Genomic DNA, 21,411 nt, shown 5'->3' with positions numbered 1-21,411 from the left:
GCCTCAGACCGCGAGCTCGTGCCGGCCGCGGATGCCGAGCTTGGCGTACGTCGACTGCAGGTGATTGTTGACCGTGCGCGGCGAGAGGTAGAGCCGTGCGGCGATCTCGTTCGAGCTGAGGCCCTGCGCGGCGAGCGAGGCGATCTCGCGCTCGCGCGGCGTCAGCGGCTCGGCCCCGTCGGAGAAGCGCAGCAGGGGCGTGCGCGCGCCCTCGCAGGCGGCGGCGAGCGTCGCCGCGCGCTGCAGGTCGGCCGTCGCCTCGCGGCCGCGACCGGCGGCGCGCGCCGCCTGGCCGGCCGACGCGGAGGCCTCGGCCGCGAAGAGCAGGCTGCCCGTGCGCTCCCACTCGTCGGCCGAGCGCCGCAGCCCCTCGGCGTCGCCATCGGCCTCCGCGCGCGCGTGCGCGTGCCGGCGAGCCACCTCGGGGGCGTCGGACTGCTCCGAGAGCGCCGCGAGCCGATCGGCCGCCTCGGCGGTGGCCGTGCGCGAGCCGAACCGAACCACGTGGTGCAGCAGCGTCGCCGCGACCGTGACCGCGCCGCGCGGCGCGACCTCGTCGACGCGCGCGAAGATGCGCGCCGCCGCGGCGTCGGCCGAGCCCTCGGCCGCGTCGATCCACGCGTCGGCGAGCACCGTGGCCGAGCTGTCGCGCTCGAGGCCGGGCACGACGCGCGCCCGCAGCGCGCGCGCGGTCGCCGCATCGCCCTGCTCGGCCGCGACGACCGCCTGGAAGCAGAGCGCGAACTCGCGCAGCGACTTCGGGCCGTGCAGCTCGGCACCGCTGATCGTGTCGCGGAACCAGCGCGTGGCCGTGTCGAGCCGGCCGACCTGCCAGAAGATCCGGCCCATCATGAACTCGTCGAGGCGGGCCGTGAGCTCGTCGTCGTCGCGGATGGCCGCGTGCAGCGACTCGATGACCGTGGCGCGCGCCTCCTCGAGGCGATCGGCCGCGATCAGCACGTGCGCGAGCACGATCTCGGCTCGGCGCTGCGGGATGACCGAGCCCGGCGCCGCCGCGAAGTCGACCGCGCGCTGCGCCGCCGCGACCGCCTCCTCGCCGCGCCCGACCAGCGAGAGCGGCATCGCGAACGACAGGTCGGCGACCGCGCGCTCGAACGCGCCGGCCGCGGACCCCGCGCACGCCTCGACCGTCTCGAGCGCGTCGCGCCCGTACTCGAGGTTCACCAGCAGCACCGCCTTGCTGAGCCCGATCGCCGCGGCCTGGGTCGGCAGCGCGGCCTCGAGGGCCTCGAGGAGCTCGAGCCCGCGGGTCGTGCCGAGCGGGTCGCCGCCGAGCACGTCGGCGCGGGCCCGGCCGATCGCGGCCAGCAGTTCGTCGGGGGCGCCCTCGGCGCGGGCTCGGGCGTCGGCCCGCGTCAGCGTCGCGAGGGCGTCCTGGGCACGTCCGAGCGACCAGAGCACCTCGCCGTGCAGCAGGAGCGTCGGCGCGTCGTCGGCGCCCGCCTCGACCGCGGCCGCGGCGAGTCGTTCGGCGGTGCGCCGGTCGTGCGCGAGCTGTGCGAGCGCCGCCGACCGCGACAGCAGCTCCGGGTCCGAGGGGCGTCCGGCGTCGAGCCGCCAGATCGCGACGCGCAGTTCGTCGCCCGCGTCCATCCGGCGCGAGGCCACGAGGTCGGCCTGCTCGAGCAGCAGCGACATCGCGCGGATGCGGGGGATCTGGTCGCGCACCGCGGCCGCGTAGTGGGGGTGCGCGAGCGCGACGCGCATGCGCGCGGTGGACTCGTCGACGCGGATCAACCCACGCATCTCGAGGGCGGCGAGCGCCTCCGCCGCGCCCGGCCTCGCGAACTCGTCGAACGCGAGCGGCTCGCACAGCGCGAGCCGTTCGAGCGCGTCGCGCTCGTCGTCGCCGAGCACCCGGAGGCGTGCGCGGATCAGGTCGCGCAGCGCCGGCGTGCCCACGGGCTCGCCGACCAGCTGCCAGAGCCCGTCGACCGCGACGAGCGATCCGGCCTCGGCCGCGCCGATCGCCAGCTCGCGCAGGAACAGCGGATTGCCGTGCGCGGCGCGGTGCAGCTCGACCGCGTCGCGATGCGCGACCGGCCCGCCGAGCACGCGCGTGAGCAGCTCGGAGACCTCGTCGACGTCGAGCGGGCCGACGTCGAGCCGCAGGGCGTCGGCGGATGCCGCGACCGGGTGCAGCCCGTCGGGCACCGGGTCGGACTCGCGCACCGTCGCGGCGAGCCGGAGCCGGCCCGACTGCGCGAGCTGCGCGATGAGCGTGACCGAGACGGAGTCGACCACGGAGACGTCGTCGACGACGAGGAGCACGGGTCGGCCGTCGGCCAGGCGCCGCACCGCGGCATCCGCCGCCGCGTACAGCGCGACCGGGTCGCTCGCGGCCGAGACCATCGACGCGGGCTCGCGCGCGAGCACCGGGGCGAGCGCGCCGAGCGGCACCGCGCTGAGCGCCGGATTGCCGCTGGCCGTGAGCACGAGCCATCCGTCGTCGGCCAGTCGCTCGGCCACCGCGTGCACGACCCGGCTCTTGCCGATGCCGGACGGCCCGTACGCGAAGACCGAGCGCGTCGAGCCCCGCAGGCCCGCGAGGGCGCGCTCGATCACCGGATCGCGCCCGACGAGCGGCCAGCTCTCGTCCAGCGCGAGGGGCTGGTCGGCCGGCCCCCCGGGTACCAACGCCACCATCTCGGCCTTTCGGGTCTCCGGCGGAGCCGGTCGTCTCACTGTACGTCGCCGCACCGCGCCGGGGCACGGCGCGCAGCGCCCCCCGAACGGGGGAGGAATGGGCACTCCGCGGGCCCGCCTGAGCAACCGGCCGCGCGGGATGAGCAATCGGAGCTCCCCGCTGAGCAACGCCGCGGGCCGGATCCGAGCATCGCGTGCCCATCCGCCGGAACGGGCCGCGCTCCGATGCTGGATCCCGGCAGCCCACACGCTGCCCCGCCGGACCGGAAGGTCCGCGCCACGAGACGTCCAGGAGGACCCCGCGATGCGATTCCCGATCCATGCTCCCGAGCCGGCCGCCGGCACGGACCGACCTGCTCCCGCCGCCCTGCGCCTCGCGGCGCTCGGCGCGTCGGTGCTGCTGGCCACCGCCGCGGCGCTCGGCGCGACGGCCGTGGCGCACGCGCAGGACGCCGCCGACGGGAGCGACGTCGAGGCGGCGGCGCAGACGGTCGAGGCCGAGCCCGTCGCCGAGTCATCCGACGTGGTGCCGCTCGCCGAGGAGGTCGTCGCCGAGCCCGCGGAGACCGCGGAGGCCGCCGAACCCGCGGAGGCCGCCGAGACCGCGGACGCCGCGGAGCCGTTGACGCCCGTCGACCCCGCGCCGGCGCTCGTCGCCGACGCACCGGCCGGCCTCGGCCCCCAGGACCAGCTCCCCGTGGCGGGCGACGACCACTACTCGATGACCCAGGGCGAGGTGCTCGAGGTCGCGGCGCCCGGATTCCTGGTCAACGACGTCGACCCGGACGGCGGCGAGGTCATCGGCCACTGGACCACGTCGAATCCCGGCGACGGCTTCGACTGGTACCCCTACTCGGGGCGGTTCATCTACACGCCCGACCCGGCGTTCACTGGCGTCTACACGGTCGAGTACGAGGTGCGCGACGACGAGGGCTCCGTCAGCGCGCCGGCCACCATCGAGATCGAGGTGCTCCCGAGCGGCGACCCGCTGCCCCCGGCCGGACCGGTCGACGCCCCGCCGGTCGCGATCGACGACGCCCTGTCCGCGGTCGCCGGCGAGCTCGCGACGCTCGCCGCACCGGGCGTGCTCGCGAACGACGGCGACCCCGAGGGCCAGCCACTCGAGCTGGTCGGCATCGGCCAGCCGGCGCACGGCGTGATCTACTACTGGACCGCCGACGGGACCGTGCAGTACGACCCCTACGAGGGGTTCGCCGGAACCGACCAGGTCGAGTACACCGTGTCGGACGGCACCTCCACCGCGACCGCGGTGCTGCGCATCGACGTGATCGAGCCCGCGAACTACGCTCCGGACGCCTGGGACGACGAGGTGACCATGATCGGCGACGCCGCGTTCCTCCCCATCGACGCACCGGGCGTGCTCGCCAACGACTCCGACCAGGACGGCGACCCGCTCACGGTCACCTGGCACAGCGACCCCCAGCACGGCAGCATCGACATCGCGCCCGACGGCTCGTTCGTCTACACGCCCGACCCCGGCTTCACCTCCGGCGAGGACTCCGTCCTCTACAGCGCGAGCGACGGCCAGGCCGACAGCGAGGCCTTCCTCACGATCCTCGTGCTCCCGGTGGGCTCGTCCGTGCCGCCCACCGCGCACGGCGACCACTACGACGCCATGAGCGGACAACCGCTCGACGTGCCCGCACCCGGACTGCTCGGCAACGACGTCGCCGGGGCCGGGCCGATCGAGGTGGTCGCGCACGAGGACCCGCAGTACGGCACGCTCGTGCTCGACGCCGACGGCGCCTTCCGCTACGTCTCCGACGCCGGCTACACCGGGGTGGACACGTTCCGGTACACCATCTCGAACGGCTCCTCCGAGGCGCACGCGCTGGTCTCGCTGACCGTGCACCAGCCCGGCGGCGGCGAGCCCGACTGCCAGAGCGCCGGGGCGGATGGCGCGGCCTCCGCGCTCGCGGCCATCGCCGTGCCGAGCGACCCCGAGCCGAGCGAGCCCTGCGACCAGCCCACCGAGCCGCAGCAGCCCTCGGAGCCGGGTCAGCCGGCCGAGCCGGGTCTGCCGGCCGAGCCCGAGCAGCCGACCGCCGCCGACGAGCCCGCGCGCCCTGCATCCGAGCAGGCGACCGCCGCGGCCGCCGACGGACTCGCCGAGACCGGTGCCGACGCCCGGCTCGGCGTCGCCCTCGCGGCGATGCTCGGGGCGCTCGGCCTCGTGCTGCGCGTCGCCCGCCGCCGCCCGCTCGGCCGCTGACCCGATTCCGACCACCCACCCGTTCCGCACCACCGCACCACCCGCACACGAAGGAGCACCCCGATGAACCTCATGAAGCAGTTCGGCGACATGGCCAAGATGGTCCAGGCCGCACCCGCCCTGATCGACCAGGCGAACGCGCTCGCCGCGCAGTCGCAGGCCTACCGGCAGCAGATGGACGCGATGGCCGTCCAGGCCATGACGGCCGAGCCCGCACCCGGCGCCCTCGAGCCCATCGCGGGCGTCGACCTCGAGCGCTACGCGCGCATCGTGAAGGGCATCGCCGCGTTCGGCTACGACGAGACCAGGCTCCCGGCCGTCGCCGCGACGTTCGGCGTCGACGCCGCCTCGTGGGCCGAGGCCCAGGCCGGCTGGGGCGCGCGCATCCAGGCCGACCGCGGCGTGGGCCGCCGGTTCAACGACCTGTACGCGGTGGTGTGAGATGGCCTTCCTCCTCTCCGACCTCGCGACCCTGACCCGCAGGGCGAACGCCGCGGTCGACCGGATGGACGTGGGCGCGAGCCTCGCCGCCGCGCAGCAGTCGCTCGAGCAGGCCACCCGCGTGATGGCCGCGAGCGTCGTCGCGCACGACCCCGCCATCGAGGCGGAACGGGTGCGCGCGAGCGCGTCGGTCGTCGGCGCCCGTCAGCTGCCGATGATGCTCGGCATGAACGCCGTCGTCGAGCTCGACCTGGTCGTCCTGCTGCCGGGCGGCATCCCGATGCCGGCGAGCCGGACGGAGCAGCTCGCACCGCTCCACCTGGCCCGGGTCGCGCCCGGCTCGCAGCTGGAGGTCAGCCTCGTGCCGGGACGCCCCGAGACCGTCCGCCTGGAGTGGGCCGCCTGAGCCCGCGACCTTCGACCGACGCCCCCGCCGACACCCGAACGGCGGGGGCGTCGACCTGCTCCGCACCGGGAACAGACGGGTCGGGCGCGGGGTTATACCCGACATCCGCGAACAAATCAAGAATCGGACTGGACATGGCGCGTCATCCGGTTTATGCTTGACCTTTGCGCTCCCAGACCCACTATGCCTTCATATTGCGGTCGGCTTCTGCGTGTCGGGTCTCCCCGGCATCCGCATCGTCTGAGGGGTCAACTCCACCACCATCGACAGTGAACCGGCCCTGAACCGGGCCCCCGGAGGTCATTTCCTTGGCTGCTGCGCGCAACGCAACCACGCCCACCCCGAAGAACGGACGCGGTGCAAGCCGCCTCTCGTTCGCAAAGGTCACCGACACCCTCACCGTACCCGATCTGCTCGCCCTCCAGACCGAGAGCTTCGACTGGCTCGTCGGCAACGACGCGTGGAAGGCGCGCGTCGAGGCAGCGGTCGAGGCCGGTCGTCAGGACCTGCCCGAGACCACCGGCCTGGAGGAGATCTTCGAGGAGATCTCGCCGATCGAGGACCTCGGCGAGACCATGCAGCTCTCGTTCACCAACCCCGAGCTCGAGCCGCCGAAGTACACCATCGACGAGTGCAAGGAGAAGGGCAAGACCTACTCCGCTCCGCTGTACGTCAACGCGGAGTTCATGAACCACCTCACGGGTGAGATCAAGACCCAGACGGTCTTCATGGGCGACTTCCCGCTCATGACCCCCAAGGGCACCTTCGTCATCAACGGCACCGAGCGCGTCGTCGTGTCGCAGCTCGTCCGCTCGCCCGGCGTCTACTTCGAGCGCACGCCCGACAAGACCTCCGACAAGGACATCTACTCGGCGCGCGTCATCCCGAGCCGCGGCGCCTGGCTCGAGTTCGAGGTCGACAAGCGCGACCAGGTCGGCGTCCGCATCGACCGCAAGCGCAAGCAGTCGGTCACCGTGTTCCTGAAGGCCCTCGGCCTCACCTCCGAGGAGATCCTCGAGGAGTTCGCCGGCTTCGAGTCGATCGCGCTCACCCTCGAGAAGGACAACATCCTCACGAAGGAAGAGGCCCTCAAGGACATCTACCGCAAGCTCCGCCCGGGCGAGCAGGTGGCTGCCGAGGCCGCGCGTGCGCTCCTCGACAACTTCTACTTCAACCCCAAGCGCTACGACCTCGCCAAGGTCGGCCGCTACAAGATCAACAACAAGCTCGGCCTCGAGGCGCCGCTGACCGACTCCGTGCTCACGGTCCAGGACATCGTCGCCACGATCAAGTACCTGGTCGCCCTGCACGAGGACCGTCCGACGCTGCCCGGCCGCCGTGGCGGCAAGGCCGTCGAGATCCGGCTCGACGTCGACGACATCGACAACTTCGGCAACCGTCGCATCCGCGCGGTGGGCGAGCTGATCCAGAACCAGGTCCGCACGGGCCTCTCGCGCATGGAGCGCGTGGTCCGCGAGCGCATGACCACGCAGGACATCGAGGCGATCACGCCGCAGACCCTGATCAATGTGCGACCCGTCGTCGCCGCGATCAAGGAGTTCTTCGGCACCTCGCAGCTCTCGCAGTTCATGGACCAGAACAACCCGCTGGCCGGCCTCACGCACAAGCGCCGCCTCTCGGCGCTCGGCCCCGGCGGCCTCTCGCGCGACCGCGCGGGCGTCGAGGTCCGCGACGTGCACCCCTCGCACTACGGCCGCATGTGCCCGATCGAGACGCCGGAAGGCCCGAACATCGGCCTCATCGGCTCGCTCGCGTCGTTCGCGCGCATCAACTCGTTCGGCTTCATCGAGACGCCCTACCGCCGGGTCGTGAACGGCAAGGTCACCGAGCAGATCGACTACCTCACGGCGATGGAGGAGGACGACTACATCGTCGCCCAGGCCAACGCGCCGCTGAAGGCCGACGGCCACTTCCAGGAGGAGCGCGTCCTCGCCCGCAAGAAGGGCGGCGAGGTCGACCTCTTCCCCGCCGACGAGATCGGGTACATGGATGTCTCGCCGCGCCAGATGGTGTCGGTCGCGACCTCGCTCATCCCGTTCCTCGAGCACGACGACGCCAACCGCGCGCTCATGGGCGCCAACATGCAGCGCCAGGCGGTGCCGCTGCTGCGCAGCGACTCGCCGTACGTCGGCACGGGCATGGAGGGCTACGCCGCGGTCGACGCCGGTGACGTGATCACCGCCGAGAAGGCCGGTGTCGTCGCCGAGGTGTCGGCCGACGCCGTCACGCTCCAGCTCGACGAGGGCGGCACGCAGACCTACTACCTGCGCAAGTTCGACCGCTCCAACCAGGGCACGTCGTACAACAACCGCGTCGTGGTGTCCGCCGGCGACCGCGTGGAGGCCGGCGAGGTCATCGCCGACGGCCCCGCGACCGACAACGGCGAGCTCGCGCTCGGCAAGAACCTCCTCGTGGCGTTCATGCCGTGGGAGGGCCACAACTTCGAGGACGCGATCATCCTCAGCCAGAACCTGGTGAAGGACGACGTCCTCTCCTCGATCCACATCGAGGAGTACGAGGTCGACGCCCGCGACACCAAGCTCGGCAAGGAGGAGATCACCCGCGACCTCCCCAACGTGAGCCCCGACCTGCTCGCCGACCTCGACGAGCGCGGCATCATCCGCATCGGCGCCGAGGTCCGCCCCGGCGACATCCTCGTCGGCAAGGTCACGCCCAAGGGCGAGACCGAGCTCTCGGCCGAGGAGCGCCTGCTGCGCGCGATCTTCAACGAGAAGAGCCGCGAGGTGCGCGACACGTCGCTCAAGGTCCCCCACGGCGAGCAGGGCACGATCATCGGCGTCAAGGTGTTCGACGCGCAGGACGGCGACGACGAGCTCGGCTCGGGCGTCAACCAGCGCGTGGTCGTCTACATCGCCCAGAAGCGCAAGATCACCGAGGGCGACAAGCTCGCCGGCCGCCACGGCAACAAGGGCGTCATCTCGAAGATCCTGCCGGTCGAGGACATGCCGTTCCTCGCCGACGGCACGCCGGTCGACGTGATCCTCAACCCGCTCGGCATCCCGGGTCGAATGAACTTCGGCCAGGTGCTGGAGACCCACCTCGGCTGGGTCGCCAAGCAGGGCTGGAAGGTCGAGGGCAACCCCGAGTGGGCCAAGCGCCTGCCCGAGCAGGCCCGCGAGGCCGCGCCCGGCACCAAGGTCGCGACGCCCGTGTTCGACGGTGCGCTCGAGGAGGAGATCGCGGGTCTGCTCGACTCGACCCTCCCCAACCGCGACGGCGAGCGCATGATCGACTCCAGCGGCAAGACGCAGCTGTTCGACGGCCGCTCGGGCGAGCCCTTCCCGTACCCCGTGTCGGTGGGCTACATGTACATCCTGAAGCTGCACCACCTCGTCGACGACAAGATCCACGCGCGTTCGACGGGCCCGTACTCGATGATCACCCAGCAGCCGCTCGGTGGAAAGGCGCAGTTCGGCGGTCAGCGATTCGGCGAGATGGAGGTGTGGGCCCTCGAGGCCTACGGCGCCGCCTACGCGCTGCAGGAGCTCCTCACGATCAAGTCCGACGACATCCTCGGCCGCGTCAAGGTGTACGAGGCGATCGTCAAGGGCGAGAACATCCAGGAGCCCGGCATCCCCGAGTCCTTCAAGGTGCTCATGAAGGAGATGCAGTCGCTGTGCCTGAACGTCGAGGTCCTCTCGGCCGACGGCACCGCGGTCAGCCTCCGCGACACCGATGACGAGGCCTTCCGCGCAGCGGAGGAGCTCGGCATCAACATCTCCGCGCGCTTCGAGTCGTCGAACATCGACGAGATCTGATCCGCCAGGTACGAGACGAAGACTTCAGGAAACTAGGAGAGAAATTGCTCGACGCAACGACGTTCGATGAGCTCCGCATCGGCCTGGCCACCGCCGACGACATCCGCAAGTGGTCCTACGGCGAGGTCAAGAAGCCGGAGACCATCAACTACCGCACGCTGAAGCCCGAGAAGGACGGGCTCTTCGGCGAGCAGATCTTCGGGCCCTCCCGCGACTGGGAGTGCGCCTGCGGCAAGTACAAGCGCGTCCGCTTCAAGGGCATCGTGTGCGAGCGATGCGGTGTCGAGGTCACCAAGTCCTCGGTCCGCCGCGAGCGCATGGGCCACATCGAGCTCGCCGCGCCCGTCACGCACATCTGGTACTTCAAGGGCGTCCCCTCGCGCCTCGGCTACCTGCTCGACATGGCGCCGAAGGACCTCGAGAAGGTCATCTACTTCGCCGCGTACATGGTCATCGACGTGGACGAGGACGGCCGTCACCAGGACATGCCCGGTCTCGAGAACGAGCTCCGGCTCGAGATCAAGACCATCGGCGACCAGCGCGACGCGCGCATCGCCGACCTCATGAAGCGCAAGGAGGAGGAGCTCGCGGCCCTGGAGGCCGAGGGCGCCAAGTCCGACCAGCGCAAGCGCGCCGAGGCCGCCGCCGACAAGGAGATGGCCGGCGTCCGCAAGTCCGCCGACGAGCAGATCGCGCACCTCGAGCGCGTCTGGGAGGACTTCCGCACGCTGAAGGTCGGCGACCTCAAGCCCGAGGACTCCGTCTTCCAGGAGCTGCAGGACCGCTTCGGCATGTACTTCGAGGCCTACATGGGCGCCGAGGCGATCAAGAAGCGCCTCCTGTCCTTCGACCTCCAGGCCGAGGCCGACGACCTGCACCTGCAGATCGCCGAGGGCAAGGGCCAGAAGAAGATCCGCGCGATCAAGCGGCTCAAGGTCGTCAACTCGTTCCTGCAGACCGGCCACTCGCCGGCCGCGATGGTGCTCGACGTGGTCCCCGTGATCCCGCCGGAGCTCCGCCCGATGGTCCAGCTCGACGGCGGCCGCTTCGCGACCTCCGACCTCAACGACCTGTACCGTCGCGTGATCAACCGGAACAACCGCCTCCGTCGCCTGCTCGACCTCGGCGCGCCCGAGATCATCGTGAACAACGAGAAGCGCATGCTCCAGGAGGCCGTCGACGCGCTGTTCGACAACGGCCGCCGCGGCCGCCCCGTCACGGGCACCGGCAACCGCGCCCTGAAGTCCCTGAGCGACATGCTCAAGGGCAAGCAGGGTCGCTTCCGCCAGAACCTGCTCGGCAAGCGCGTGGACTACTCGGGCCGTTCGGTCATCGTCGTCGGTCCGCAGCTGAAGCTGCACCAGTGCGGCCTGCCCAAGCAGATGGCGCTCGAGCTGTTCAAGCCGTTCGTCATCAAGCGCCTGATCGACCTGAGCCACGCGCAGAACATCAAGGCCGCCAAGCGCATGGTCGAGCGGTCGCGCCCGCAGGTGTGGGACGTGCTCGAGGAGATCATCCGCGAGCGCCCCGTGCTGCTCAACCGCGCGCCCACGCTGCACCGCCTCGGCATCCAGGCCTTCGAGCCGCAGCTCGTCGAGGGCAAGGCCATCCAGCTGCACCCGCTCGTCTGCGCCGCGTTCAACGCGGACTTCGACGGCGACCAGATGGCCGTGCACCTGCCGCTGTCGGTCGAGGCCCAGGCCGAGGCCCGCATCCTCATGCTGGCGTCGAACAACATCCTCAAGCCGTCGGACGGCCGTCCGGTGACCCTGCCCTCGCAGGACATGATCATCGGCCTGCACCACCTGACGACCGAGAAGCCGGGCGCCGCCGGCGAGGGCCGCGCGTTCTCGTCGATCGCCGAGGCGATCCTCGCGTTCGACCAGAACCGCCCGGGCGAGCTCGCGCTCGACCTCGGCGCCAAGGTGAAGATCCGTCTCGACGGGCTCCACTTCCGCGAGGGCGACGAGCCCGAGGGCTTCGTGCAGGGGCAGCCGTTCCTGCTCGAGACCACCCTCGGCCGCGCGCTCTTCAACGAGGCGCTGCCCGAGGACTACCCGTACTTCAACCAGCAGGCGGGCAAGGGTCAGATCTCCTCGATCGTCAACGACCTCGCCGAGCGCTACCCGAAGACCGAGGTGGCCGCGACGCTCGACCGCATCAAGGACGCCGGCTTCCGCTGGGCGACCCGTTCGGGCGTGACCGTCGCGCTGTCCGACATCATCACGCCCCCGAGCAAGGGCGAGATCGTCTCGAAGTACGAGAAGCAGGCCGCCAAGGTGCAGTCGCAGTTCGAGAAGGGCCTCACGACCGACCTCGAGCGTCGCCAGGAGCTCATCCAGATCTGGACCAAGGCCACCGACGAGGTCGCCAAGGCCATGCAGGAGAACTTCCCGACCGACAACACCATCAACCGCATGGTGACCTCGGGCGCTCGAGGCAACTGGCTGCAGGTGCGCAACATCGCCGGTATGCGAGGCCTCGTGAACAACCCGAAGGGCGAGATCATCCCGCGCCCGATCATCTCCTCGTACCGCGAGGGGCTGTCGGTGGCGGAGTACTTCATCGCCACGCACGGTGCCCGCAAGGGCCTCGCCGACACCGCGCTCCGCACGGCCGACTCGGGCTACCTGACCCGTCGTCTGGTCGACGTCTCGCAGGATGTCATCATCCGCGAGGACGACTGCGGCACCACGAAGGGTCTCGAGCTGCCGATCGCCACGGTCTCGTCCTCGGGCGAGCTCGTGCGCGACCCGAACGTCGAGAACTCGGTGTTCGCCCGGTCGCTCGCGGCCGACGCGGTGAACGCCAAGGGCGAGGTCGTGGCCGAGGCCGGCGACGACGTGGGCGACGTGCTCATCGACAAGCTGGTCGCGGCGGGCGTCGAGTCGATCAAGGTCCGCTCGGTGCTCACCTGCGAGTCCGCGGTCGGCGTGTGCGCCAAGTGCTACGGCCGCTCGCTCGCGACCGGCAAGCTCGTCGACATCGGCGAGGCGGTCGGCATCATCGCCGCCCAGTCGATCGGCGAGCCCGGCACGCAGCTCACGATGCGCACCTTCCACACCGGTGGTTCGGCGTCGGCCGACGACATCACGCAGGGTCTGCCCCGCGTGCAGGAGCTCTTCGAGGCCCGCACCCCCAAGGGCGCGTCGCCGATCGCCGAGGCCGCCGGCCGCATCACGATCGACGAGACCGAGAAGCAGCGCAAGGTCATCCTCACGCCCGACAGCGGCGACGAGCCGATCGCGTACAACGTGCTCAAGCGCTCGACGCTGCTCGTCGAGGACGGCCAGCACGTCGAGCTCGGCCACCAGCTGATCGTCGGCACGGTCGACCCGAAGGAGGTCCTCCGGGTCAAGGGCGTGCGCGAGGTGCAGAAGCACCTGGTCAACGGCGTGCAGGACGTGTACCGCTCGCAGGGCGTGCCGATCCACGACAAGCACATCGAGGTCATCGTGCGCCAGATGCTGCGCAAGGTCACGGTCGTCGACCACGGCGACACCGACCTGCTGCCGGGTGAGCTCGTCGACCGTTCGCGGTACAACGAGATCAACCGCGCCGCGCTCACCGAGGGCCGCAAGACGGCCTCGGCCCGCCAGGAGGTCATGGGCATCACCAAGGCCTCGCTCGCGACCGAGTCGTGGCTGTCGGCCGCGTCCTTCCAGGAGACGACCCGCGTGCTCACGCAGGCCGCCATGGAGGGCAAGTCCGACCCGCTGGTCGGCCTCAAGGAGAACGTGATCATCGGAAAGCTGATCCCGGCCGGTACGGGCCTCGCCAAGTACCGGAGCGTGTCGGTGGAGGCGACCGAGGAGGCGAAGGCCGAGCGGTACCCCAACCGCATCTTCGCCGACGACGCGTCCTTCAGCGAGGGCGACCTGAGCTTCGTCGACTTCGACTCGTTCTCGAGCGACGACTTCACGCCCGGCAACTACAGCTGATCCACGGTGGGGCGGTGCTCCGGCATCGCCCCGCCGACTCCGACGGGCCCCGGCATCCCCGGGGCCCGTCGGCGTCTCCGCCTGCAGGCGAGGGCATCGCGGTCGCCCGCTGGTGACGGCACTCAGGTCGGGCGGCTAGGATCGCGGCGGTCGTCCTTGCTCCCCGATCCCGCGACCCGGAGTCCACATGCCCGAGAGTGTCCCCGTCCTTCGCCGGCCCGTGACCTGGCTCATCGCCGCCGCGGCCGTGCTGGTGATCGCCGTCGTCGTGGTGCTCGCCATCCTCCTCGCGCCCGCACCCAGCCCGGAATCGGCCGAGCCCGCGGCCGAGTCGCGCCCGTCGCCGGCCGAGGCGGCGGCGCCCACGCCGGTGGCCCTGCCCGAGCCGGAACCCGTGCGCGACCCGCGCGTGCCCACGGACTGCACCGCGATCTACACGACGGACTGGTCGGGGACGTTCGCGCCCGAGTACGTGCTGAACCCGCCGTGGTCGACCGCTGAGGGCGCGCCGGCGCTCTTCGGCACGGGCGACGCGACCGCGCTGCCCGTGCTGCAGCAGACGTCGCAGCTCGCGTGCGGCTGGCTTCCCCCCGACACGGGCGACGGCACCGTGGGCCTCGTGACGAACCTGGCCGCCGTGGATGAGGCCCAGACGGCCGCGGTCATCGCCGCGTTCCAGGCGGCCGGCATGGAGTGCTACGAGGAGTCCGGCGGGACCCGCTGCATCGCCGAGTGGGAGGGCGCTGCGGGATCCGCGGGCGAGTCGCAGTTCCTCCGCGAGGGCCTCTGGATCGCGACCCGGTGGGACGGCCCCGCCGTCTCCGGGTACACCGCCGACATCATCGCGAAGATCTTCGGCTGAGCGGGCGCGAAGCGCCGCGCCGGATGCCGCCTCGCCCCGATCGCCGTTGCTAGAGTGAGCGCACCACGGGCAGACGGTGCTGCCCGGAAGGAGCGGACGATGAGCAGCACGACTCCCGGTTCCGAACCCGAGCGGCGCGACGCCGACGGCGACGGCGTGCCCGACGAGCCCCTCGAGGCGCAGCGATCGGTCGATCCGACCGCCCCCGATGCCGACCGCGTGGACCGGCTCGAGCCGCCCGAGCCCGCGCCGAGCGAGCTCGCCGGGGAGCCGCCGCAGGAGGCGGCGTTCACGGGAACCGAGGAGGCCGCACCCGCCGCGGCCGAGGGCGACACGGTCGTCCACGACCGGTCCGAGCTCGATGCGGCCGTCGAGCGCGCGCGCACCGAGCACCCGCCCGTCGTGGCCGAGAGCCCCGACGCCGCCGACCGCACCGACACCACCGCGATGCAGCGCGACGACCTCGTCGCCGCGAGCCCCGAACCCGTGCGGGCCGCCGAGGTGCGCCGCGAGACGGGCGTGCCCGAGACCATCGGCGCGGCCGGTGCCGTCGGCGCAGCCGCGACGACCGCGCCGCCCGCCGCCCCGACGCCGCCCGCACCGCAGACCGTCTACGTGCAGGCGCCCCCGGCGCCCCGGATGCGCGGCAACCGCGGCTTCGGCGTGCTCGTCGGGCTCATCGCCACGGCGCTCTTCGGCCTCCTGTACGCGGGCATCTCCTACCTCGTGATCCTCGCGCAGAACACCCCGGCCGAGGCCGTGCGGGTCTTCGGCCAGTTCGCCGCGCAGCCGGTCTTCTGGATCCCGGTCGTGTTCTTCTTCCTCGCCTTCGCGGTGCTCGCGATCATCCTCAACCGCGCGGCGTGGTGGGCCTGGGCGGTGTTCGGCCTGATCGTGGGCATCGTCGTGTACTTCTCCTACATCGGCGGAGCGCTGCTCACCGTCGCGGCCTGGCAGTTCACGCCCGGGCAGGCGGCCGACTTCCTGCGCGAGCGCTGGCTCGACCCGTTCGCGATCATCGCGTTCATCGTCGCGCGCGAGCTGCCGATCTGGTTCGGCGGATGGATCGCCGCGCACGGTCGCACGGTGACCGAGCGCAACCGCGTCGCGCGCGAGGAGTACGAGCGGCAGCTCGCGGCCGGGCCCCAGCCCGTGTCGACGCGCTGAATCGAGACATCCGGTTCGCTACGCTCGATGACCGGGCGCGCTCATGGTGAGCGCTCCCCATCGACGCAGCACACCCGGCCTGCTTGGGTGGCTCCCTGACCCTGCACACCCGAGGAGCGCCGTTTGAGCATCACCATGCACGCCGACGAGCCGGTGCCCGGCCTCGCGCCCGACGGGCGGCCCGATCCGGCGTACGCCGCCGCCCTCGGCCTGCGGCCGGCCCCGGGCGGGCGTCGCGCCGCGGCGTTCGCGCTCGATGCCGCGGCCTGGGCGCTGCTCGCGATCCCGGCCGTCATCGGCTGGGTCCAGCTCGTCCCGGTCGCGCTCGCCCCGACCGGCGCCGCACCCGACGTCGCGGCGCTCGTCGGCCCGCTCGTGCTCGTCGGGGCCGGGCAGGTGCTGCTCGCGGCGTTCGGCATCACCCAGCTCGCGCTGCACGGCCGGCGCGGCGTCACGATCGGCAAGGCGTCCCTGGGCCTGCGCTCGGTGAACGTCGCGAGCTTCGCCCGCCCCGGGTTCTGGCGCGTCGCGCTGCGCGCGCTCGTGCTCTGGTCGGCGCAGGCGGTGCTTCCGCTCATCGGCCCGGCCCTGTGCTTCGCGTCGGGCGCGCGGGATCCGGAGGGCCGGGGGAGGAGCTGGCTCGACCGCATCGGCCGGTGCTGGGTCGTCGACGCGCGGCACGCGCTCGACCCGTTCGACGCGAAGGCGCTCCGGCACGCGCGTCGCCAGGCAGAGGCGAGCCCCCACGCGGAGCGCCCGGCGCTGCCCTCGCTCGCGACCGACCGCGCGATCGACGAGCGCACATTCATCCCCGCGGCACGATCGAGCTCGGGCGTGGTCGCGACCGCCTCGGCCGTGCCGGCATCCGGGGCGGAGGCGGGCGCATGGTCGCCGCCGCCGCTCGCGTCCGCGCCGCCGCCTGCCTCCGCACGCGCCTCCGACGCGGTCGTCGCTCCCGGCGCGGCGCCCGCGATCGAGGAGCCGCGCGCCGGCACCCGGCCGTCGGCCGTGCTCGTGTTCGCCGACGGCGCGCGGCACGCGGCATCCGGCACCATCCTGCTCGGACGCAGCCCCGCGCGAGCGGAGGGCGATCCGGCCGACGCGATGCTCCTGCCCCTCGCCGACGACTCGATGGGCCTCTCGAAGACGCACGCGGCCGTCGAGGTCGGCGCGCGCGGCGTGCACGTGGTCGACCGCTGGTCGAGCAACGGCACCGGCATCGTCGCGGCCGACGGCGCCGTGCAGGTGCTCGAGCCCGGCGTGCGGCACGCGGTCCCGGCCGGCGCGACCGTCCGGCTCGGCGGCCTGGAGTTCCGCGTCGAGGGGGTGCGCTCGTGAAGCTCAAGCTCGGACTGCGACGGCAGAGCGGGCCCGGCGTCGACGTCGTCGTCACGGCGGATGCCACGGCGACGGTCGGCGACCTCGCGCGCGCCGTGGCCGAGACCGACCCCGCGGCCGCGCACCTGCCCCGCCACGACGGCCCGCTGACGCTCGCGGTGGCGCCGCCGACCTCGTCGGAACCCGTCGTCCTCGATCCCGCCACGCTCGCGGCCGACGCGCCCATCGGCTCCGGCTTCAACGCGGCGGTGGTCGCGCCCGCCGCGCGCGCGACGATGGGCGACGCCCCCGTCGCGGTCATGCACGTGCACTCGGGCCCCGATGCGGGCCGCGAGTACCCGCTGCGACGCGGCCACGGGGTGATCGGGCGGGCCGCCGACGCCGACGTGGTACTCGCCGACCCGCTCGTCTCGAAGCGGCACGCGCGCGTCGAGGTCGACCAGGGCGTCGAGCTCGTCGACCTCAACTCGGCCAACGGCCTGGTCGTCGACGGCGGCCTCGTCACGCGCGTGCGGGCCCTCCCGGGCGTCGCGGTCACGATCGGCGACACCGTCGTCTCCTTCAGCATGCTGGCGGGCACGGATGCCGCGGCCGACCCCGTGCTCGAGCGCGGCGGCGCGCTCATGTTCAACCGGTCGCCGCGCGTCGAGGCCCGGTACGCGGGCACCGCCTACGCCGAGCCGCGCGTCCCGAGCGAGGAGAACCCCCGGCTCTTCCCGTGGCCGATGCTCGCCTCGCCGGTGCTCATGGGCCTCGGCATCTTCGCGATCACGGGCCGGCCGGCGTCGCTGCTGATCGTGGCGCTCACGCCCGTCATGCTCGTCGCCAACTTCCTCGGCTCGCGCATGGGCAGCGGCAAGAAGCTCCAGCAGGAGATCGAGACCTTCGAGGTTCAGCTCGAGCAGCTCGAGGAGACGCTCGAGCGCGAGCGCCGGATCGAACGCGAACGGCGGCACGACGAGACCCCGCCCGTCGCGACGGTGTACGAGCAGGCGATGCGCCTCGGACCGCTGCTGTGGACCCGCCGACCCGAGCACTGGAACTTCCTCGCGGTTCGGCTGGGCGTCGGCCGGGCGCGTTCGCGCAACTCGGTGCGCGAGCCGCAGGCGTCGCTGCCGGGCATCGCGAAGTACGCCAGGCAGGTCGACGTGCTGCGCGAGCGCTCGCGCGAGATCGACGACGTGCCGATCATGGAGGTGCTCTCCAGCTCGGGGGCGCTCGGCATCGCCGGTCCGGCGAACCTCGCGGCCGATGCGCTGCGAGGCCTCGCGGTGCAGTTGTTCGGGCTGCACGCGCCCAACGACGTGGTGGCCGCCGCCATCGTCGACCCCGCGTGGAGCCGCGAACTCGATTGGCTGAAGTGGCTGCCGCACACCTCGGGCGACCGCAATCCCGTCGGCGGCGCGGCCCTGGCCGACAGTCCCTCCGCGGGCGCGGCCCTCCTGAGCGCGCTCGAGGAGCTCATCCTCGCGCGGCTGCAGGAGTCGCCCGTGCGGCGGGGACCCCTCGCCGACGACGACACGTCGATGGCCCGCGGCTCCAAGGTCGGCACGCCCGGCGGCGCCCGCGACGAGCCCCGGCCCGACTCGGCGCTCATCCTCATCGTGTCCGCCGACGCGCCGGTCGACCGGCCGCGGCTCGTGCAGCTCATCGAGCGCGGCGCCGAGGTCGGCATCCACGCGCTGTTCGTCGGACCGACCGTCGCGTCGCTGCCGGCCGCGTGCCGCACGTACGTCGACGTGACCGACGGGCTCGAGCACGCGCGCGTCGGCGTCGTACGATCGGGCACCGAGTACCCGGAGGTCGCGGTCGAGGGGGTCTCGATGCGCTACGCCGAGGTCTTCGCGCGGCGGCTCGCGCCCGTGGTCGACGCGAGCACGGTCGTGCAGGACTCCAGCGACCTGCCGCGGACCGTGTCGATGCTCTCGCTGATCGGCGACGAGATGGCCCGCGACGCCGACGCCGTCGTCGAACGCTGGCGCCAGAACGCCTCGGTCGTCGACCGGTCGGGCGCCAAGCTGCCGCGGCTCAAGCGCGCGGGCACCCTCAAGGCCTTCGTGGGCCAGGGCAGCCCCGACGCGATGACGCTCGACCTGCGCACGCAGGGGCCGCACGCGCTCGTGGGCGGCACCACGGGCGCCGGCAAGTCCGAGTTCCTGCAGGCATGGGTGCTCGGGATGGCGGCGGAGTACAGCCCCGACCGGGTCACGTTCCTGTTCGTGGACTACAAGGGCGGCTCGGCGTTCGCCGACTGCGTCGACCTGCCCCACTGCGTCGGCCTCGTGACCGACCTCAGCCCGCACCTCGTGCGCCGCGCGCTCACGAGCCTGCGCGCCGAGCTGCACCACCGCGAGCACCTGTTCAACCGCAAGAAGGCCAAGGACCTGCTCGAGCTGGAGAAGCGGCAGGATCCCGAGACGCCTCCCGCGCTGGTCATCGTGATCGACGAGTTCGCGGCGCTCGCGGGCGACGTGCCCGAGTTCGTCGACGGCGTCGTGGACATCGCGCAGCGCGGCCGGTCGCTCGGCATCCACCTGATCATGGCCACCCAGCGGCCCGCGGGCGTGATCAAGGACAACCTGCGCGCGAACACGAACCTGCGCGTCGCGCTGCGCATGGCCGACGAGTCCGACTCGCGGGACGTGGTGGGCGACGCGGTCGCGGCCGGGTTCGACCCGTCGATCCCCGGGCGCGGGATCGCGAAGACGGGGCCCGGGCGTCTCGTCCCGTTCCAGTCCGCCTACGCCGGCGGCTGGACGAGCGAGGAGCCCGACGTGGCCGACGTCCGCCTCGCAGAGCTCCGGTTCGGCTCGACGGTCGTGTGGGAGCGCGAGGGCGCCCGCGACGACGACGACGCGCACGCGGGCGATCCGGGACCCAACGACCAGAAGCGGATGGTGCGCACCTTCATCGCGGCCGCCGGCGCCGCGGGCATCCCCCGGCCGCGCCGTCCCTGGCTCGACGAGCTCGCGACGGCGGTGCCGATCGAGTCCCTGCCGCACCACGGCGACGCCGACGTCGTGTTCGGTGTCGCGGACGTCCCCGAGCGGCAGCTGCAGACGCCGATGTCGTTCGTCCCCGACCGCGACGGCGCGATGCTCGTGTACGGCACGAGCGGGTCGGGCAAGTCGACCCTGCTGCGCAGCCTCGCCATCGCGATCGGGATGCGGCCCGAGCTCGGTTCCGCCGAGGTGTTCGGGCTGGACTTCGGGGCCGGCGCGCTGCGCTCGCTCGAGGCCCTCCCGCACGTCGGCTCGATCGTGCCGGGCGACGATCCCGAACGGATCCAGCGCCTGCTGCGCACGCTGAACGAGCTCCTCGACCGTCGGGCGCGCGCGTTCAGCGCCGCCAACGCCGCGAGCCTCACCGAGTACCGGCAGCTGAGCGGGCTCGACGAGCCGCGGGTGCTGCTCGTCATCGACGGATTCGCGACCTTCAAGGCCGAATGGGATTCGACGACCGTGCGCATGCCGTTCTACAACGTGGTCATGCGCATCCTCGGCGAGGGCCGGCCGCTCGGCGTGCACGTCGTGGCGACGGCGGATCGCGCGGGGGCCGTGCCGACCGCCGTGAGCGCCAACGTCACCAAGCGCGTCGTGCTGCGCCTGAGCGACGAGGCGGGCTACCAGGTGCTGGGCGTGCCGAAGGATGTGCTCGGCGACCGCTCGGTTCCCGGCCGCGCGATCGTCGAGGGGCTCGAGACGCAGATCGCCGTCCTGGGCGGCACGTCGAACGTCGCCGAGCAGACGCGCGCGCTCGACCGGCTCGCCGGGGAGCTCCGTTCCCGCGGTGCGGCCGAGGTCGCGCCGATCGGGGCGCTGCCCTCGTCGTTCGGGGCCGCGTCGCTTCCCGCCGCGGTCGGAGCCGAGCCCGTGCTCGGGCTGGCCGACGAGACCCTCGGCCCCATCGGCTTCGAACCCGTCGGCACGTTCGCGATCACCGGGCCGCCGCAGAGCGGCAAGACGAACGCGATGCGGACGGTCGTCGACGCGGTGCGCCGGTTCGATCCCGACGCGCGCCTGTTCCACCTCGCCGGGCGACGTGCGCAGCTGGCCGAGCATGCGCCCTGGGTGCGCAGCGCGACGACCGTGGAGGCCGTGAAGCTGCTCGCGAAGGAGCTGGTCGACGTCGTGGGCGACACCGCCGTCCCGGGCCGGCTCGTGATCGTGGTCGAGAACGTCACGCAGTTCGCCGACTCCGACGCCGAACGACCGCTGAAGGAGCTGTTCCAGGCGGTGAACCGCAGCGATCACTTCCTCGTCGGCGATGCGGATGTCGCGACGCTCTCGAGCGGGTTCGGCTTCGTCGGCGACTTCAAGGCCGGGCGGCGCGGGGTCGCCCTGCGCCCCGACGCGTTCGACGGGGACTCGGTCTTCAAGACGCCCTTCCCGAAGGTCAAGCGCTCGGACTTCCCCGAGGGCCGAGGCATCTTCGTGCAGAACGGGCGCACCGCGACCGTGCACCTCCCGCTCGCCGAGTGAGCCCGTCCGTGGGCCGGCGGGTGGGTACCGCTCCCCATGTGATGGCCACGTCCGGATCCGTATCGTGAAGGACAC

Annotated in this window: 10 protein-coding genes; 9 read left to right on the top strand and 1 reads right to left on the bottom strand. The window is 72.5% G+C overall.

The genetic code is table 11. The annotated features are described in order from the left end of the window. Nucleotides 1–3: 3 nt before the first annotated feature. Nucleotides 4–2,664 carry a helix-turn-helix transcriptional regulator gene (locus JOD46_RS16110; protein WP_204395487.1) on the bottom strand — a complete coding sequence of 887 codons (2,661 nt, stop codon included), beginning with the start codon at nucleotides 2,662–2,664 and terminating at the stop codon, nucleotides 4–6. A 307-nt stretch (nucleotides 2,665–2,971) separates the two neighbouring features. On the opposite strand from JOD46_RS16110, the gene JOD46_RS18835 reads away from it, so the two are divergent. From JOD46_RS18835 to JOD46_RS16065, 9 genes are all read left to right on the top strand, one after another. Further along, a complete protein-coding gene (locus tag JOD46_RS18835; RefSeq protein WP_204395486.1) occupies nucleotides 2,972–4,900 on the top strand; it encodes a cadherin-like domain-containing protein in 1,929 nt (642 codons plus the stop codon). Between the two features lie 63 nt (nucleotides 4,901–4,963). Continuing rightward, the gene (locus JOD46_RS16100) at nucleotides 4,964–5,341 is read left to right on the top strand and encodes a DUF6620 family protein (protein WP_204395485.1); all 378 of its coding nucleotides are present in this window, start codon (nucleotides 4,964–4,966) and stop codon (nucleotides 5,339–5,341) included. A gap of 1 nt (nucleotide 5,342) precedes the next feature. Continuing rightward, complete coding sequence (locus JOD46_RS16095; protein WP_204395484.1) at nucleotides 5,343–5,747, top strand: hypothetical protein; 405 nt, start codon at nucleotides 5,343–5,345, stop codon at nucleotides 5,745–5,747. Nucleotides 5,748–6,055: 308 nt separating this feature from the next. Beyond that, complete coding sequence (gene rpoB / locus JOD46_RS16090) at nucleotides 6,056–9,547, top strand: DNA-directed RNA polymerase subunit beta (RefSeq protein WP_204395483.1); 3,492 nt, start codon at nucleotides 6,056–6,058, stop codon at nucleotides 9,545–9,547. Between the two features lie 44 nt (nucleotides 9,548–9,591). Continuing rightward, a complete protein-coding gene (gene rpoC / locus JOD46_RS16085; protein ID WP_204395482.1) occupies nucleotides 9,592–13,488 on the top strand; it encodes a DNA-directed RNA polymerase subunit beta' in 3,897 nt (1,298 codons plus the stop codon). Nucleotides 13,489–13,675: 187 nt separating this feature from the next. Further along, nucleotides 13,676–14,350: a hypothetical protein gene (locus JOD46_RS16080; RefSeq protein WP_204395481.1), complete on the top strand. Its 675-nt coding sequence runs from the start codon at nucleotides 13,676–13,678 to the stop codon at nucleotides 14,348–14,350. A gap of 99 nt (nucleotides 14,351–14,449) precedes the next feature. Then, nucleotides 14,450–15,517 carry a hypothetical protein gene (locus JOD46_RS16075; RefSeq protein WP_204395480.1) on the top strand — a complete coding sequence of 356 codons (1,068 nt, stop codon included), beginning with the start codon at nucleotides 14,450–14,452 and terminating at the stop codon, nucleotides 15,515–15,517. A gap of 123 nt (nucleotides 15,518–15,640) precedes the next feature. Beyond that, nucleotides 15,641–16,855, top strand: a complete 1,215-nt coding sequence (locus JOD46_RS16070) for an RDD family protein (RefSeq protein WP_204395479.1) — start codon at nucleotides 15,641–15,643, stop codon at nucleotides 16,853–16,855. Next, a complete protein-coding gene (locus JOD46_RS16065) occupies nucleotides 16,852–21,336 on the top strand; it encodes a type VII secretion EssC family protein (protein ID WP_204395478.1) in 4,485 nt (1,494 codons plus the stop codon). The genes JOD46_RS16070 and JOD46_RS16065 overlap by 4 nt, the downstream gene beginning before the upstream one ends. The last annotated feature ends 75 nt before the right edge of the window (nucleotides 21,337–21,411 follow it).

This window comes from Agromyces aurantiacus (assembly GCF_016907355.1).
In the GTDB taxonomy this organism is placed as follows: domain Bacteria; phylum Actinomycetota; class Actinomycetes; order Actinomycetales; family Microbacteriaceae; genus Agromyces; species Agromyces aurantiacus.
Note: the sequence above shows the minus strand (reverse complement) of the source record. Positions and strands in the feature narration are given on the sequence as shown.